Origin of the sequence: Streptomyces malaysiensis subsp. malaysiensis, from assembly GCF_040653035.1 — a bacterium.
Lineage (GTDB): Bacteria > Actinomycetota > Actinomycetes > Streptomycetales > Streptomycetaceae > Streptomyces > Streptomyces malaysiensis.
Genome location: NZ_JBEZNG010000001.1, coordinates 635366 through 650781, shown reverse-complemented (window position 1 = coordinate 650781; position 15416 = coordinate 635366). Strand labels below are relative to the sequence as shown.

10 protein-coding genes and 2 pseudogenes are annotated in these 15416 nt (G+C 72.0%); 6 read left to right on the top strand and 6 right to left on the bottom strand.

Annotated elements, in window-relative coordinates; translation table 11 throughout:
* Positions 1-323 precede the first annotated feature (323 nt).
* On the top strand, positions 324-2852 hold the full coding sequence (gene relB, locus AB0E24_RS02850) for a type II toxin-antitoxin system RelB family anti-toxin (RefSeq protein WP_359374541.1): 2529 nt from the start codon (positions 324-326) through the stop codon (positions 2850-2852).
* 202 nt (positions 2853-3054) lie between these two features.
* On the opposite strand, the gene AB0E24_RS02845 is transcribed toward relB, so the two are convergent.
* The 4 genes and pseudogenes from AB0E24_RS02845 to AB0E24_RS02830 form a co-directional block, all read right to left on the bottom strand.
* Positions 3055-4299, bottom strand: coding sequence for an ABC transporter permease (locus tag AB0E24_RS02845; RefSeq protein ID WP_167503061.1), 1245 nt, complete (start codon positions 4297-4299; stop codon positions 3055-3057).
* Between the two features lie 365 nt (positions 4300-4664).
* Positions 4665-5330, bottom strand: a pseudogene (locus AB0E24_RS02840) (ABC transporter ATP-binding protein); the annotation flags it as partial.
* Positions 5327-6397, bottom strand: a complete 1071-nt coding sequence (locus AB0E24_RS02835) for a peptidoglycan-binding protein (protein ID WP_359374539.1) — start codon at positions 6395-6397, stop codon at positions 5327-5329. The pseudogene AB0E24_RS02840 and the gene AB0E24_RS02835, both read right to left, overlap by 4 nt.
* A complete protein-coding gene (locus tag AB0E24_RS02830; RefSeq protein WP_359374537.1) occupies positions 6394-7011 on the bottom strand; it encodes a hypothetical protein in 618 nt (205 codons plus the stop codon). Before AB0E24_RS02830 ends, AB0E24_RS02835 begins: the two co-directional genes overlap by 4 nt.
* Positions 7012-7192: 181 nt before the next feature.
* On the opposite strand from AB0E24_RS02830, the pseudogene AB0E24_RS02825 reads away from it, so the two are divergent.
* From AB0E24_RS02825 to AB0E24_RS02810, 4 genes and pseudogenes are all read left to right on the top strand, one after another.
* Positions 7193-7900: pseudogene (locus AB0E24_RS02825) on the top strand (response regulator transcription factor); the annotation flags it as partial.
* Positions 7901-8073: 173 nt separating this feature from the next.
* A complete protein-coding gene (locus AB0E24_RS02820) occupies positions 8074-9306 on the top strand; it encodes a sensor histidine kinase (RefSeq protein ID WP_359374535.1) in 1233 nt (410 codons plus the stop codon).
* A gap of 417 nt (positions 9307-9723) precedes the next feature.
* Positions 9724-9882, top strand: coding sequence for a hypothetical protein (locus AB0E24_RS02815; RefSeq protein WP_158525933.1), 159 nt, complete (start codon positions 9724-9726; stop codon positions 9880-9882).
* 200 nt (positions 9883-10082) lie between these two features.
* Entirely contained in the window at positions 10083-12053 is a 1971-nt protein-coding gene (locus AB0E24_RS02810) for an ABC transporter ATP-binding protein (protein ID WP_435865244.1), read from the top strand.
* Here AB0E24_RS02810 and AB0E24_RS02805 read toward each other — a convergent pair.
* Both AB0E24_RS02805 and AB0E24_RS02800 read right to left on the bottom strand, forming a co-directional pair.
* Positions 12048-12716 carry a winged helix-turn-helix domain-containing protein gene (locus AB0E24_RS02805; RefSeq protein WP_359374531.1) on the bottom strand — a complete coding sequence of 223 codons (669 nt, stop codon included), beginning with the start codon at positions 12714-12716 and terminating at the stop codon, positions 12048-12050. The genes AB0E24_RS02810 and AB0E24_RS02805 overlap by 6 nt on opposite strands.
* Before the next feature lie 114 nt (positions 12717-12830).
* Positions 12831-14156, bottom strand: a complete 1326-nt coding sequence (locus AB0E24_RS02800) for an endonuclease domain-containing protein (protein WP_359374529.1) — start codon at positions 14154-14156, stop codon at positions 12831-12833.
* 370 nt (positions 14157-14526) lie between these two features.
* Between AB0E24_RS02800 and AB0E24_RS02795 the strand changes: the two genes are divergently transcribed.
* Complete coding sequence (locus tag AB0E24_RS02795) at positions 14527-15312, top strand: hypothetical protein (RefSeq protein WP_359374527.1); 786 nt, start codon at positions 14527-14529, stop codon at positions 15310-15312.
* Positions 15313-15416 lie beyond the last annotated feature (104 nt).

Sequence of the window (15416 nt, the reverse complement as noted above, 5' to 3'; positions counted from 1 at the left end):
TGCCGTCGGACTGCTCCTCCTTCCCGCCCGGAGAGGGGGATCCGGTGGCCTGGGACATGCTCAATTTGTTTTTCCCTTCTCGACGCCGGCCGGCCACGGCCCGCAAACACCTGCCGCCGTTCCCGGGCTCCATCACGAGTTCCAGCTGAGGGTCGCGCACTTGGCCGCCGTCCTCGGTGCCGGGCAGTCCCCGGCACGGTGATCCAGTCGGCGACGATGCCATCGATGCTGTTCAGAGCACAGCTCATGGGGCGGTCATATGTGACCGGTCGCCGCTAAGCTCGTCGAACAGCGCGCTTGGCTGCGGAGGAGACTGGCACGTCATGGACGAACTCGGCACGTTGCTCCGTCCGCTGCGGGTCCGCGCCGGGCTGACGCAGGAGGAGCTGTCCGTACGGTCCGGGGTGAGCGTCAGCACCATCCGCCGTCTGGAGACCGGGAAGTCCCGCGACCACCGGCTCAGCACGCTGAACCTGTTGGCGGACGCCCTGGACGTCGGCCCCGGGGACCGCCGGCGGCTGACCGCCGGGCTCACCAAAGCGGGCGGCGGCGACGCAGCCGGGACCCCCACGGACGCCGAAACCTTCACGGACTCCGAAACCTTCACGGACGCCGGGACTCCCGTGCACGCCGGGACTCCCGTGCACGCCGGGACTTCCGTGCATGTCGAGCCCCCCGGCGTCCGTCCGCAGGTGCGGGAGGAGATCGTCGCCGCCGCTGACGCACTCGCGAACGAGGTCAGGCGGCGCTGGCGGCAAGAGGTGGAGCAGCGCCGCATCCACGACCCGTTCCCTCTGCCGGTGCGCTGGCACCCCGCGCCCCCGGCCCTCACCGACCGTCCGGAGACCGTCCAGCGCCTCCCGCCGGGAGCCCCACCGCGCCCCATGGACCTGACCAGCCGGGAGGGGAGCGTGGCCGAGGTGTACCGGCGGATCCCCTCCGGGCGGCTGGTGATCCTCGGCCGGGCCGGTTCGGGCAAGTCGGTCCTCACGGGCAGGTTCGTCCTGGACCACCTGGCGGCCCGGACCCCCGCCGACCGGGTGCCGGTCGTCTTCAGCGTCGGATCATGGGACCCGACAGCCGTCGCGCTGCGGGACTGGCTGGTCGACCGCCTGGTACGCGACCACCCCCACCTCACCGCCAGCGCGCCCGGCGGGTCGAACCTGGCCGTCGCGCTGATCGACGCAGACCTCATCCTCCCGGTCCTGGACGGCTTCGACGAGATCGCGGAGGGCTTGCGACGGGTCGCCCTCGAAACGCTCAACACCACCTCGCTGCCGCTCGTCCTGACCAGCCGCCAGGCCGAGTTCACCGAGGCCGTCCACGACGTGGGCGCCCCGCTGGTCTGGGCCGCCGGCATCGGACTCGCCGATCTCACGCTCGACGACCTGGCCGCCTACCTGCCCCTGACGGCGCGCCCGGCCGCCCGCCGCACCGGCCCGGACGAGGAGTCCGTCGGCGGCGGTGGCCGCACGGAGGACGGATCGGTCTGGGACGGCGTCGTGGCGGAACTCCTCGCCCACCGGGACGCCCACCGCGACGCCCACCGTGACCCGGCGCAGGTGCCGCTGGCCGCGGTCCTGCGGACGCCCCTCATGATCAGTCTGGCCCGGACCATGTACAGCGAGGCGTCCCGGAGGAACCCCGCGGAGCTGCTGGACACCGAGCGCTTCCCCGACGTGAGTGCCCTGGAGGAGCACCTCCTCGCCGGATTCGTCCCGTCCGTCTACCGGCGCCCGGTCGCCGAGCGCGCCCCCGGCCGCCGCAGGCCCGGACAGGGCCCGACCCCGGAGCACGCCGAACGCTGGCTCGGCTACCTCGCCCACCACCTGGCCCGGCTCGGCCGCGAACAGCAGGACCTCGCCTGGTGGCAGATCGGTGCCTCGCTGCCGCTCGCCACCCGCATCCTGACCGTCGTGGCGGCCTCCGCGCTGTGCGTCTTCGTCCCCGAACTGCTCGTCTGCCTGGTCCTGCTGCCACAGGCGCTCGGGGAGACGCTGCTCCTGGTGGGGCTGACGGGGCCGATCACGGGGCTCGCGTTCGGGTGCGTGTTCTGCGCCGTCACCGCCTTCGGCCGCGAACCCCTCGGGCCGGCCCGGGTGCGACTGCGGCTTCCCGGCACCGCGAGACGCCCCGGCCGCGGGCCGGGGCGCACCTTCGCCGCCCGGTTCGGGACCAGCCTGCTGGGCGGTTTCCTCGTGGGCTCCGGATGCGCCTGCACCCTCACCCTCGACCACTGGCTGTACTACGGACAGCCGATGACGGACGCCGCGGTGCTGAAGGACACCCTCATCGACATGCTGGCCTTCGGCCTGATCTTCGGGCTCGGCGCCGGACTCGTCTTCGGGATGCTGGCCACCCTGGAGACGCCCCTGGACATCGCCTCCGCCGCCACCCCGACGCGCCTGCTGGCCTCGAACCGCATGACCGTGGGCCGCCAGGTCCTCGTCCTCGTGCCCGCGCTCGCCCTCACCATCGGCGTCGGCGGACAACTCGTCGTCGACCTGCTCCAGCCCCTCTTCGGCCCGATGGTGTGGGGGGCGGGCAGCGCGCTGGTCTACGGCGTCGTCAGCGGAGTGGGCGGCGCGCTGGCCTACGCAGTGTCGTTCACCGCCTGGGGGCAGTGGCTGGTCCTGTGCCGCGTCTGGCTGCCGCTGACCGGCAGGCTCCCCTGGAACACCGCCGCGTTCCTGGACGACGCCTACGGGCGCGGTGTGCTGCGCCAGACCGGCGCGGTCTATCAGTTCCGCCACGTCCGGCTACAACACCACCTCGACCGCTCCTTCCGCGAACAGCAAACCCACCACGGGGCAGCCGCCTTCCGCACGGCACTGGTCAAACAGATCGCCTAGACGGTGCGGATGACAGCGGGCTTGATGTCCTGGGCGTCGATGGGAGTGCCTGCGGCTTTGGCGGTTTCGAGACCGACGGGTACGACGTGACACCGTTGACGGGCGTAGGGCCGTCCGTGTGTGTGGCGCGGTGTGCGGCCCCCCTGGGGCGCACACCGCGCCGGTCTCACGCGGGTCTGCGGGGTCCTGACTCCCCGTGGTCCTATGCCGCGTGCAGGGCCAGCGTCGGGGAGAGGCGGGCCGCGCGGACCGCTGGGTAGAGGCCGGCGAGCGTGCCGATGACCAGCGTGGCGCCGAAGCCGCCCGCCACCGACCACAGGGGAACGACCCACGGCAGGCCGTCCAGGTGCGCGAACACCGCCGTGGCCGCCGCCCCCAGCACGACCCCGGCCGCGCCGCCGAGCCCCGACAGCAGCAGCGACTCCGTGACGAACTGGACGCGGATCTGGCCCCGTGCCGCGCCCAATGAGCGCCGCAGCCCGATCTCGTACCGTCTCTCCAGCACCGAGATGATCATGGTGTTGGCGACGCCGACGCCGCCCACCAGGAGCGCGATGCCGCCGAGCCCCAGCAGGAGGCTGTTGAACGCCCCCTCCGTCGCCGCCCGCGCCTTGAGCTTCGCGGACGGGTCGGTGACCTCGATGTCCTGCGGGTTCTCCGGGTCGATCGTGGCGGGCAGCAGGTCGCGTACGTCGCTCACCGTGTCGTTCGTGGAGCGTTCGTACACCGATGTCGGATGGCCGTCGAAGCCGAGCAGGTCCTCGGCGACGTCCCAACCGACGAGAGCCGACCGTTCGATCTCCGGGGCCAGGGGCAGCGGGTCGAGGATGCCGACGACCGTGAAGTACCGGTCGCCCAGCCACACCTGCTGCCCGGCCTTGCCGATGCCGAGCCGTTGCGCGGAGACGTGGCCGAGCACGACGGCGGGGTAGTGGCCGCTGGCCTCGTTCAGCCAGGTGCCGCTGCCGACCTCGCCCCGTATGACCTTCAGCAGCCCCTGGGACGCGGCCTGCACCTTGATGCCCACGCCGTCGTCCTCGGGGATCTTCTCGTTGCGGCGCAGGGATGTCTCGACGCTGCCGGTGGCGCCCGCATGCTCTACCCCGTCGATACGGCTGACCCGGCCGACGGCGTTCCTGGACAGCTTCACCTTCTCACCGGCGAACATCGACTCACCGGGCGTCGCCACCAGCATGTTGGTGCCCAACTCGTCGAGGCGCCGCAGCAACTGCTCCTTGCTGGAGGCGGACACGCCGACCACCGAGATCATGGTGGCGATGCCGATGGCGATGCCCAGTGCGGAGAGGGCGACGCGCAGCGGGCGGCTGCGCAGGCCGCCGGAGCCGACGTGCAGGACGTCGCGCGGGCTGAGCCGGGCCGGGCTGAGCCTGCGCCGCACGGACCCGTCGCCCGCGGATCCGCGGCGTCCGAGCTTGCGGCGGGCCATCAGGCGCCCGTCCAGGCGTCGTCGGGCACGCGGCCCTGCGGCGGCCATGGCGGCCCGCCGGTCGTGCGGGGCTGGTTGGCCGTGCCGGGCGCACCGGTTGTGCCGGGCGCACCGGTTGTGCCGGGCGCACCGGTTGTGCCGGGCCCGCCGGTTGTGCCGGGCCCGCCGGTCGTGCGGGGCTCGTTGGCTGTGCCGGATCCGCTGGCTGTACCGGACCACCCGCCCACCGTGCCGGGCCCACCGGCCGTACCGGACCACCCGCCCGCCGGGCCGGATCCACCGGTCGACCCGCACCCCTCCGCCGCGCCCGCCGGAGGGCCCGCAGCGGCCGCCCCGCCCCGTACGGGCGGCGGCACGCTCCCCAGCACGTCCTCGACCACCGCGCCGTCCCGCAGCCGTACCCGCCGTGGCAGTTGGGCCGCGACTTCGAGGTCGTGCGTGATGACCGCGATGGTCGAGCCCGCCGCGCTCAGGTCGTGCAGCAGCCGCATGACCGACTCGCCGGACGCGGAGTCCAGCGCGCCGGTCGGCTCGTCCGCGAGCAGCAGTTCGGGGTCGCCGACCACCGCCCGCGCGATCGCGACCCGCTGCTTCTGGCCGCCGGACAGCTCGTGCGGCCGGTGCCGGGCGCGGTCGGCGAGTCCGACGCGTTCCAGCGCCTCGGCGGCCCGGCGGCGCCGTACCGCGCGCGGCAGGCCCGAATAGAGCAGCCCCTCCGCCACGTTGTCCAGTGCGCTGACCCCGGGCACCAGGTGGAACGCCTGGAAGACGAACCCCACGTGCCGGGCCCGCAGCGCGGACAGTTCGCGGTCGGACAGCGCCGCCACGTCGAACCCGGCGATCTCCACCGACCCGGACGTGGGCCGGTCCAGCGTGCCGACGATGTGCAGCAGCGTGGACTTCCCCGAGCCCGACGGCCCGACGATGCCCACCAACTCGCCCTCCTCGACGGCGAGATCCACGCCGTCCAGCGCGGTGACACCGCCCGAGTACCTCTTCGTGACCCCCGTGAGGCCGACGACGCGCGTCATATCGCCGGCACCCCGACCTTCATACCGGCGCGCAGCCCGCCGCCGCTCACCTCGACCCGGCCCCGCGCGAAGAGGCCCGTGTCGACCGGTACCTGGCGGGACTCGCCGCCCCGCACGACCTCGACGGCGAAGCCCTTGTCGGGGAGCGCCAGCAGCGCCTCGATGGGCACGGTCAGCACGTCCTTACGGGTCTCCCCCTTCAGCTCCACCGTGACGGGCGCCTGGTCCAGCGCGCCGATCTTGTCCGGTTCGTCCAGGGCGACGGTGACCGAGATCTTGGCCGAGTCCTCCGAGGGGTCCTCGCCCTTCTCCGCCGAAGTGCCGACGGAACGGACCTTGCCCGGCGCCGACTTGCCGTCCGGGAGGGTGACGCTGACCTTGTCGCCCTCCTTCACGGACGAGCTCTCCGCGACGTCGACCTTCATGGTGACGACACGCTCGGAGCCGGTCGTGTTCAGTACGGGCCGGCCCGGCGCCGTCATGTCGCCGACGGACAGTGCGGTGCTCTCGACCCGTACGGCGCCGGACGCGAAAACGATGTTCTCCGGGCGGACGGTGCCGGTCTCCTTGTCTCCGTTCGCCTTCTGCCAACGCTTCACGGCGGCGGCGGTGAGGTCGGTGAACTCATCGTCGACGGTGAAGCCCGTGTAGCCGAGCTCGGCGAGGTTCTGCTCGAACTGCCGCACGTCGTCGCCCTCGACGCCCTCCTTCAGCGTCCGGTACATCGGCTCGGAGCCGTACATCAGCCGTACGGAACGGCCGTCGACGGCAAACAAACGGTCGTTCCGCTTGATGACCGAACCGCCCTTGGGCGCCCAGGTCAACGTGCCCGCCGCAGCGCCGTTGATCTTCCGTTTGCCTTCGTAGCCGATGGTCCCGTCGGCCTGTGTGCTGTCGCTCAGATCGCCGCGCCGCACGGACTCGGTGGCCGGGGGCAGCCCGCCGTCCCGGGAGGAGCCGTCGTCGTCGGAGGAGCTCAGCGCGCTGAACGCGGTGGAGCCACCCACCACGGCCACGATCGCCAGCACGGCCGCCACCACGGTGCGCCGCATGGTGGGACGCTTCACGGCCGCACGTCCTCGCACGCCTTGGCGGCCTTCTCGTGTGCCTTCTTCTCCGCGGCGGTCGACGGCATCGGCAGGGCCGCCATCTTGCCCTCCTCGGGGACGGGCATGTCGATGCCGTTCTCCCGCATGCACTTGGCGTACTTGACCATCGCGTCCTTCCTCTCCTGCGTCATCTCGGAGCCCGGCCCGTTCTTGGGGGCCTTGTCCTTGCAGGCTTGGAACGCCTTCTTCGTGGTCGCCTGGTTCTCCTTGGTCATCTTGATGCCCGGCATGCCCTGCCCGTCGCCCTTGGGCATATCGATGTCCACGCCGTTGTCGCGCAGACACTTGGTCCACGCCACCGTCTGGTCCTCGTCGGTCCTGCCGCTGTTCTGCGACGTGGAGTCCTTCGAGCCCTTGTCATCCGAGCCGTCCGAGCTGTCGGAGCACGCCGTACCGAACAGCCCCAGCACGGCCACACAGGCCGCGGCGGTGGCGAGGCGGCGGTGCCGCCCGACCCGGCTCCCGCCCGCGCGGCCCGCCGCTGCCTCCAGCCCTTCGGGTCCTCCCGGCCCCTGCGGCCCCTCCGGCACGGCACTCCTCGGCGACGACTTCAGTACGGATGACTTCTGCATGGGGGTCTCCTCGTCAACGACGGTGGTCCTGCGGTGTGGTTGGTGCTGGTGGATGGCGCGTATGCGCTGGTCGAGCGGTACGTGTGCGCCTGTGCGGAGACCCTGCCGCGGAGGCGCGTTTCGTTTCTCTCAGCGATTCCCTTTACATCGACGAAACCCATTCGTCCGGTAGACAGGAGCCATGCGTGTGCTGCTCGTGGAGGATGAGGAGTTCCTGGCCGAGATGATCGCCGAGGGGCTGCGGCGCGACGCCGTCGCCGTCGACGTGGCACACGACGGCCGCGAGGCGCTGGACAAGCTCCGCTTCGGCGCGTACGACGTCCTCGTCCTCGACCGCGACCTGCCCGTGCTGCACGGCGACGAGGTGTGCCGCCGCGTCGTACGGCAGCGGCTGCTCACCCGCATCCTGATGCTGACCGCGGCCGGCGACGTACGGGACCGGGTGGCCGGCCTCGGACTGGGCGCGGACGACTACCTCACCAAGCCGTTCGCGTACGACGAACTGCTGGCCCGCGTGCTCGCCCTCGGCCGGCGTGCGCATCCCGCGCTGCCGCCCGTGCTGGAACGGGCGGGGCTGGTCCTGGACACCGCCAGGCGCCAGGTCAGCCGGGACGGCCGCTATCTGGCCCTGTCCCGCAAGGAGTTCGCCGTGCTGGAGACGCTGCTGCGGGCCGACGGCGCGGTCGTCAGCGGTGAGGACCTGATCGAGCAGGTGTGGGAGGAGGACACCAGCTACCGCACCAACGCCGTCCGCGTCACCCTCTCCAAGCTCCGTGCCAAGCTGGGCGATCCGCCGGTCATCGAGACGGTCCAGGGCGCCGGCTACCGGCTGGGCGCGGGGCCGGAGACGGGGGCGGTGCCGGAGACGGGGGCGGGCGCGGGCCCGGGTGCCGCGCCCGACTCGCCCTCATCGGCTCAGCCCGCGCCCGACGCGCCCGGCACCGCGCTGGATTCGCCCGGCGCGGTGCCCGATTCATCCGGCGCCGTGCCTGATTCATCCGGCGCCGTGGCCGATTCATCGATGCCCGCCCGCCCTCGCCCGGACCCGGACGGAGCCGCCCGATGAACAGCGAACGCGCGCGCCTCACCGCCCTCTACACCGGGCTGCTGGTCCTGGCTGGCGTCCTGCTCACCACGCTCGTCTACGTCCTCCTCCAGCAGAGCCTCGACTCCCGTATCGGCACCGCGGTCACCCAGGTGATACCGGCGAACTCGTACCACACGACTGGCCCCACCGCACCGCAGCGGAACGACGCCGCCTTCGGCCCCACACGGCCGATGAAACAGCCGATGAAGACGGGCAAGCAGGGCAAGGCGGTGAGCCTGCAAGTGAAGCAGGTGAGCGACGCCGCCGGTGACGCGGCACTGAGCCGTCTGCTCACCGTCTCCGGCGCGTCCCTGGCCGCCTTCACCATCCTCTCCGCCGCACTGGCCTGGTGGATGGCGGGCCGGGTGCTGCGCCCCGTCGGCGTCATCACGGCCAAGGCCCGCCAGCTCTCCGCCGAGAACCTGCACGAACGGCTCGCCCTCGAGTCACCCGGCGGCGAACTCAAGGAACTCGCCGACACCTTCGACGAGATGCTCGACCGGATCGAGCACCTCGTCGCGGCCCGCCAGCGCTTCGCGGCCAACGCCGCGCACGAGCTGCGCACCTCCGTGGCCGTCCAGCGTGCCGCCGCCGAGATCGGCCTCGCGGACGACCCGCCCCCGGAGAAGGTCGCCCGTATGCGGAGCAAACTCATCGAGAACGCGGACGGCAGCGAGCGCCTGATCGAGTCCCTGCTGCTGCTCGCCGTGTCCGACCGGCAGCTACAGCGCCGCGAACACGTCGCCATGCACGACATCACCGCCCGCTGTACGGACGGCCTGCGCGACGAGGCGGCACGGCGCTCCATCGCACTGCACGTGGAGACGGCGGAGCGGCTCTCCGTCGAGGGCGACCCCGTCCTCCTCGAACACACCGTCCACAACCTCGTCTCCAACGGCCTTCGCTACAACCACCCCGGCGGCAGCGTCCGCGTCCGCGTCGACGCGGACGGCGTGGAGGTGGCCAACACCGGCCCGGTGGTGCCGTGCGAGGACGTCCCGCGCCTCTTCGAGCCGTTCCGGCGCGCGCGGGAACGCGGCCACCGACGGGACCCGTCGGACGGCGGCGCGGGCCTGGGCCTCTCGATCGTCGCCTCGATCGCCCGCGCCCACGACGCGACCACGCACGCGACGGCGAACCCCGACGGCGGCCTCACGATCCGCGTCCGCTTCCACCCGACCGCCGCCCAGTCGGCGACGGCGGCCTGACCGCGCGTCCACGGCCTGACCGCGCGTTCGCGGCCTGACCCGGGCATCACCCGCAGCACACGAGGCGGGGCCGACCCGGGGATCACCCGCGGCATTACGACGCGGGCGGAGAACCGCCACCCCTCCACTCTCATGCGGTCGTCCCTCGCGTCCGTCGCCATGAGGAAGAAGCCGTTGACGCACGCCCGCGCATAACACCCTGCTAAAGCCCTCTGATACGTATGAGAAACGTTCTCATCTTTAATTAAGTGAGACCTCATTGAAAAAGGCATCGACGACCCTTTCGGCTCGCGTAACGTATTCCTCATCGCCGCCGGAGAGCGCAAACCGGAAGCGACAGAGAATGCGATCCGCATTCATTTCCCCGGAATGACCACCCGGGAAGCGATGACGAAACATCAAGAATTGGAGAGTCTTATGAGCGACTACAAGAAGACCCAGCCGGCCAAGCGCATCGGCATCATCAAGGTGCCCGGCGGCATCAAGATCATCGCGCCGGTGAAGGGCCGCCCCGCGCGGAACGACGGGCCCATCGCCGGTCCGGCCCGCCCGTCGCGCCCCATCGGCGGCTGCTGACCTCACCCCTTCCGGAGGCGGGCCCTGTGGGGCCCGCCTCCGGGCATGTACGCACCCTTGGGCACGAACGGAAGAGGAGTGGCGTGGTGCCTCCGTACGACGATCAGCCGACGGTACGGCTGCGGGCCATCGCGCCCGCACCGAAATTCCCCGCACCGAATCCCGTACCGAATCCCGCACCGAACGCCGTGCCGGAATTCATGGAGGAAAAGGGAGACGCGGACGGCGCCGAGACGGTCGGCGCCGCCCCTCACGCCGGAATATCGAAAAACGCCTGGCACGCCTTCCGTACGTTCTGGCCGCTGTCCAAGGGCGACCGGCGCTGGCTGGTGTTGATATGCCTGTGCGTCGTAATCGCCGCGCTCGCGGAGACCGGTGCGGTCCTCCTCTTCGGCGAACTGACCGACAACGCCCTGAAGGAGGGTTCGGTCAGCGCGTTCTGGGGGCCGGCCGGAAAGTGGCTGGCGATGGCGACCTTCGGTGCCCTCATCGGCTACATCGGGAACTCCGCCGCCGTATGGGTGGCCGAGCGATTCGTCATGCGGCTCCGGGCCCGGATCTTCAGCCACGTACAGGTTCTGCCGCCGCACTTCTTCCAGCGCCACCGGCAGGGCGACCTCGTCACACGCCTCACCGGCGATGTCGAGGCCATCGAGCAGATGGTCGTCTCCGGAGTGGTCCAGACCGTGTCGGCGCTGTTCAGCACGGTCTTCTTCTTCGGCGCCGCGCTCATGCTGCGCTGGGACCTGGCTCTTGCCACATTCGCGCTGGCACCGCTGTTCTGGCTGGCCGCCCGGCAGTTCGCCAGCCGCATCAGGACCGCGGCCCGGCAGGAACGCGTCGCCGACGGAGCGATCACCTCCGTCGTCGAGGAGTCGCTGGGAAACGTCGTGCTCACCCAGGCGTACAACCGGCGGCGGGACGAGGAGAAGCGGCTGCACACCGAGGCCCGCGCCTGGATGCGCGCATCGGTGCGCGGGAACCGGCTGAGCGAGATGTACGAGCAGGTGGTCCAGGTGATGGAGACCGTCTGTGTGCTGACCATCATCGGGCTCGGCGCCTGGGAGATCTCCGAGGGCCGGATGACACTCGGCCAACTGCTGTCCTTCGCCGCCTTCCTCGGCTATCTCTTCCCGCCGATCCGGCAGCTGGGCCAGCTCGGTCTCACCGTCACCGCGGCCACGGCGGGCGCCGAGCGGCTGCTGGAGATCCTCGCCGCCAGGCCCGCCGTCACCGACCCGCCTCGGGCCGCACCTCCCGACCAGGAGATCTACGGCGTGGTCGAGTTCGAGCGGGTCTCGTTCCAGTACCCCGGCACCGTCACGGACACGGACCTCGGCGCGGTCACGGACCTCGGCACGGCCACCGATACGGACCTCGGCACGGCTACCGGTGCGGCTACCGATACGGTCCCCGGCACAGCCACCGGCACCGCTCCCGGCGGGAGCACGGAAGCCGCCGGCCACGGTCCCGTACGGCCCGCGCTCCGCGACGTCTCCTTCACCGCCCGCCCCGGGGAGCTGGTCCTGATCACCGGCCCCAGCGGCGCCGGGAAGTCCACCGTCGCCAAGCTCCTGCCGCGCTTCTACGATCCGGGCGCGGGCGACATCCGGCTCGACGGGATCCCGCTCGACGCCCTCCCGCTGGAGTTCCTGCGCGAGCGCGTCACCCTGCTCCCCCAGGAGACGCTCGTCCTGCACGGCACCATCCGCGAGAACATCGCGTGCGGACGGCCGGGCGCGACCGACGACGAGATCTTCCGTGCCGCCCGGGACGCCGCCGCGCACGACTTCATCAACGCGCTCCCCGACGGCTACGACACCCATCTCGCCCCGGGGACCGCTCAGTTGTCCGGCGGCCAGCTCCAGCGCGTAGCCATCGCCCGCGCCCTGCTCCGCGACTCGCCCGTGCTGGTCCTGGACGAGCCGACCGCCGGTCTGGACGCGCTCGCCGCCCGCCAGGTGATCGCCCCGCTGCGACGCCTGATGTCCGGCCGTACGACTCTGCTCATCACCCACGACCTGCATCTGGCCCCCGACGCCGACCGCATCCTCGTCCTCGATCATGGCCGCCTGGCCGAGTCGGGCCGCCACGAGGCGCTGCTGGTCCGTGGCGGCACCTACTCCCGTCTCCACGGCAACGGCGCCGCCCGGCAGTTGGCCACCTCATGAGGAACGGGCTCCGTACGAGCGGGCGTCCAGGGAGCGAGCCGCCGCGGAACGGTCCCCCGACGAGCGGGCCGCCAAGAAGCGGCCCTCCGCTGAGCGGGGGGCGGCCAAGGAACGGCCCTCCGCCGAGCGGGCGGCCAACGAGCGGTCCTCCGCCGAGCGGTCCTCCGCCGAACGGTCGGCGTGCCGCAGGCGGTACCCCGACCGCGGCACCGTCTCCACCACCGCCGGCCGCCCCAGCTTGGCCCGCAGCCTGCTGACCGCGATCCGTACGGCGTTGCTCCGGGCGCCCAACTCCCCGCCCCACACCCGCGCCAGCAGCTCCTCGCCGCTGACCACCGCCCCGTCGGCCCGCATGAGCACTTCGAGTACGTCGAACTCCCGGCCCGTCAACGCCACCGGCCACCCGTCGCGGCTGACCCGGCGGCCCGGCACGTCCAGTACGAGTCCGGCGCACTCCAGAACGGACCGGCGCGGCGGGCCCGGCGCGGAGCCGTCGCCCGCGACGACCTCCACGGTGTGCCCGGCGCGCCGCAGTTCACCGGCCAGCCGCTCGGCCGCCGATTCCACGCGCCGTACGACGCCGCCCACGGGATCGCCCACGGGATCGCCCACGTCGTCGCCCACGTCGTCGTCCCTCATGTCGTCCACGATCAGTACACGCATGGGCGCCTGTGTACCGGCTGGGGGCATTTCGTCGCTGTTTCGCGCGCGGCCCGGCCGGACTGGACGCGATCCCGGCTACCTTGGCCCATTCGGGTCAGGTCTCCCGGCGCTCGCTCAGAACAGTGCCAGGCCCTCGCCGCTGGTGTCCGCGATGACCGGCCGGGACTGGGCGGGAAGGCCGTCCAGGCGGTCGGGACCGGCCGCGGCGGCCACCGCAGGAGCCGTCTCGGCCAGCCAGACACCAAACCGCTCGGCGGCTTCGCGGTAGGGGACTCGCGCCAGCACACGGTGCTCGCCGGAGGGGCAGAAATCGACCGCGACAGTGAGCAGACAGGAACGGGGCGCGTTCTGACTGCCCGTCCAGGACACGCGCAGGACACCGCAGGGCTTGCGCCCACGGGGGGCGGGGTGGGTCGGGCGCAGCGATCGGCAGGCTATGTGGGCGGTCCATGCGGCGAGGTGCGGCAGGGGCAGGGTGGTGCGTGCGCGGCAGCCGGGGCAGCGGTGCCAGTGGCGAAGCCAGTCGTCGGCGTCGGTGTGGAAGAGGCGTGTGTAGCGGTTCGCCACGCGGATGTCGTTGCTGTACAGGTGGTCGGGGCGTTCCTGTGTGTTGCAGGACTGGCATACGGGGGCGCGGACGTAGCCGTGTTCATGGCAGTGGTCGAGAACGGCGGCGGGTGCGGTGCGGCAGACGGCGCACGCCCACCCGGCCACCCTGCCGGCGGATCCGGGCTTCCTGCTGAGCACCGAGTACAGCCGGCCTTCCAGCTCTCCGTTGTACGGGCGCGGTGGGACGGTGGGGCCCTCGGGGCTCGTCGTCCGCCGACCCTCGGCGTCCCGGGCTTGCCGGGGGTGGGAGGGCGGCTCGGTGACGGCCGCGCTCGACCGGCGGGTCCGCGCGGCCTGCACCCACTGCGCTTCGGTGTGCTCGGCCGCGTCGAGCAGCCTGACCACGGCACGCGGCAGCCACCACGTCCGCTGCGTCCCGTCGCGGGTCTGCGCCACGAGTAGCCGTCGCCAGTCGATCCCCGCCAGGTGGTACGGCGGGCCGACTTCACGCCGTGTCGCCCGCTCGGGGCCGCCCGGCTCCCGCAGTTCCCCCGTGATGCGCCGACGCCAACGCATCTCCTGCCCGGGCGCCGCACGAAACGGACCGATGCGGACCAGGTCCCGCCGGTCCATCCGCACCGCGTTCAGTTCCGCGGCCGCCCGGCGCACCTCGGCCTCCGGAACACGCCACTGACCGCCACTCGCCCTCACCGTCGCCACCACATGGCCGCCGAGCAGGACGTACCCCACCCGGGGATGGGCAGGAGAGCGGGTGAATGCCCCAGAAGCCGTCGGCACAGCGCTGCCGGCCGTCAGATCGACCCACAGAGCGTCCGCGGCACCCAGGGTGATCAGGCCGTCCGTGCGACCGGGCATGACACGCTCTGACATACCGACAGGCTAACGGCAGCGCCGGACGGAAGCGGTCTCCGCGGCCGGCGGAAGCGGTCTCCGCGGCGGGCGGCCGGAACCGCCGTCGCAGCCCGTCGATCCGGTTTCTCCGTTACACGGAACCGCGGGAACCGCACAGGCCCGTTCCCCGTGGTTGTGAGTAGTGGTAGCTCCGCGGGGTGGCGTGCGGAACCCCAGCGGGGGTGACCAGAACGGGAGGTGTGGAGAGGTGTACTCACGGAACTGGCGGAACGCGCCGCGGCCACCGCACCCGCCGAACGGGCCGCCCCCACTGGGCCCACCCAGCTGGCCTGCGGGAGTCCGGGAGTGGCCTACGTTGTGGAGGTTGTGCCAGAGGCTGTTCCGCCGCATGTCGCCGGACAGCCCGCTGTTGCTGCTGACCCCGCTGCTGGTGATCTTCTCCCCGCTGCTGGTGCTGTACACCCTTCTCCGCACCGCCCGCCTCGTCGCCGTCCGCATCTTCCACGACGCTCCCATCGCTCCCGTCCTCGTGCGCGATGGGACTTTGGACCGCGTGAAGCTGTTCCGGATGTGGGTGGCGATCGGGGTGTCGGTCGCGGTTGCCGCGGTCTTCGGCACCGCGTGGGACGCGGCCGAGCTGGTGTCGGACGGCTGGACCACACTTCTCGTCACGCCCTGGCTGCTCATCGCCACCGCACCGGTCGTGATCACGCTCCTCATCCTGTGCGCGCCGCGGCACAGGCGCCCCGCGATGCGGACCGCCCTGCGCGTTCCGCTGCGCAAGCTCGCTTGTTTCATCGGCACGCTGGTCTTCGTGCCCGCCCTCATCACCGTCATGGTCCTGACGAACCCGTCCCGAGTGGGCGGCTCCCTCGGTACGTGGCTGGGCCTCGCCTGCGTGGCGGCAGGTGCCTGGTCGGTGTTCCTGTTCCTGTTCTCGTCGGCCGCGGTCGCGCGGACGGGTTTCGGCGTGGCCGCGGTCCACCCGGCGCTCCCTGCCCTGCTGACCAGCGTCCTGGTCTGGGAGCTCGCGGCCATCGGCGGACTGCCCGCCGGGCCGCCGCCGATCGCGTACACGATGCTCATCGGCGGCCCGGCCGTGGTGACGGCCATCGCGTGGTGGGAGATCCATCGGCTTCGAACCCGGTACGGGGTGCTGCTGCGGGGCGGCTGAAGGATCCGCCGGATACAGCCAGTCAGTCGAAAACCGACGGGCTCACCTCTGTGGAGGTGAGCCCTTTTGCGTGGGTTCTGGGATCGTTGAAGTGTCGAGGTGCG

Coding starts and splice junctions, on each gene's coding strand:
- relB (WP_359374541.1), top strand. CDS start 324: ATGGACGAACTCGGCACGTTGCTCCGTCCGCTGCGGGTCCGCGCCGGG.
- AB0E24_RS02845 (WP_167503061.1), bottom strand. CDS start 4,299: ATGGCCCGCCGCAAGCTCGGACGCCGCGGATCCGCGGGCGACGGGTCC.
- AB0E24_RS02830 (WP_359374537.1), bottom strand. CDS start 7,011: ATGCAGAAGTCATCCGTACTGAAGTCGTCGCCGAGGAGTGCCGTGCCG.
- AB0E24_RS02820 (WP_359374535.1), top strand. CDS start 8,074: ATGAACAGCGAACGCGCGCGCCTCACCGCCCTCTACACCGGGCTGCTG.
- AB0E24_RS02815 (WP_158525933.1), top strand. CDS start 9,724: ATGAGCGACTACAAGAAGACCCAGCCGGCCAAGCGCATCGGCATCATC.
- AB0E24_RS02810 (WP_435865244.1), top strand. CDS start 10,083: ATGGAGGAAAAGGGAGACGCGGACGGCGCCGAGACGGTCGGCGCCGCC.
- AB0E24_RS02805 (WP_359374531.1), bottom strand. CDS start 12,716: ATGCGTGTACTGATCGTGGACGACATGAGGGACGACGACGTGGGCGAC.
- AB0E24_RS02800 (WP_359374529.1), bottom strand. CDS start 14,156: ATGTCAGAGCGTGTCATGCCCGGTCGCACGGACGGCCTGATCACCCTG.
- AB0E24_RS02795 (WP_359374527.1), top strand. CDS start 14,527: ATGTCGCCGGACAGCCCGCTGTTGCTGCTGACCCCGCTGCTGGTGATC.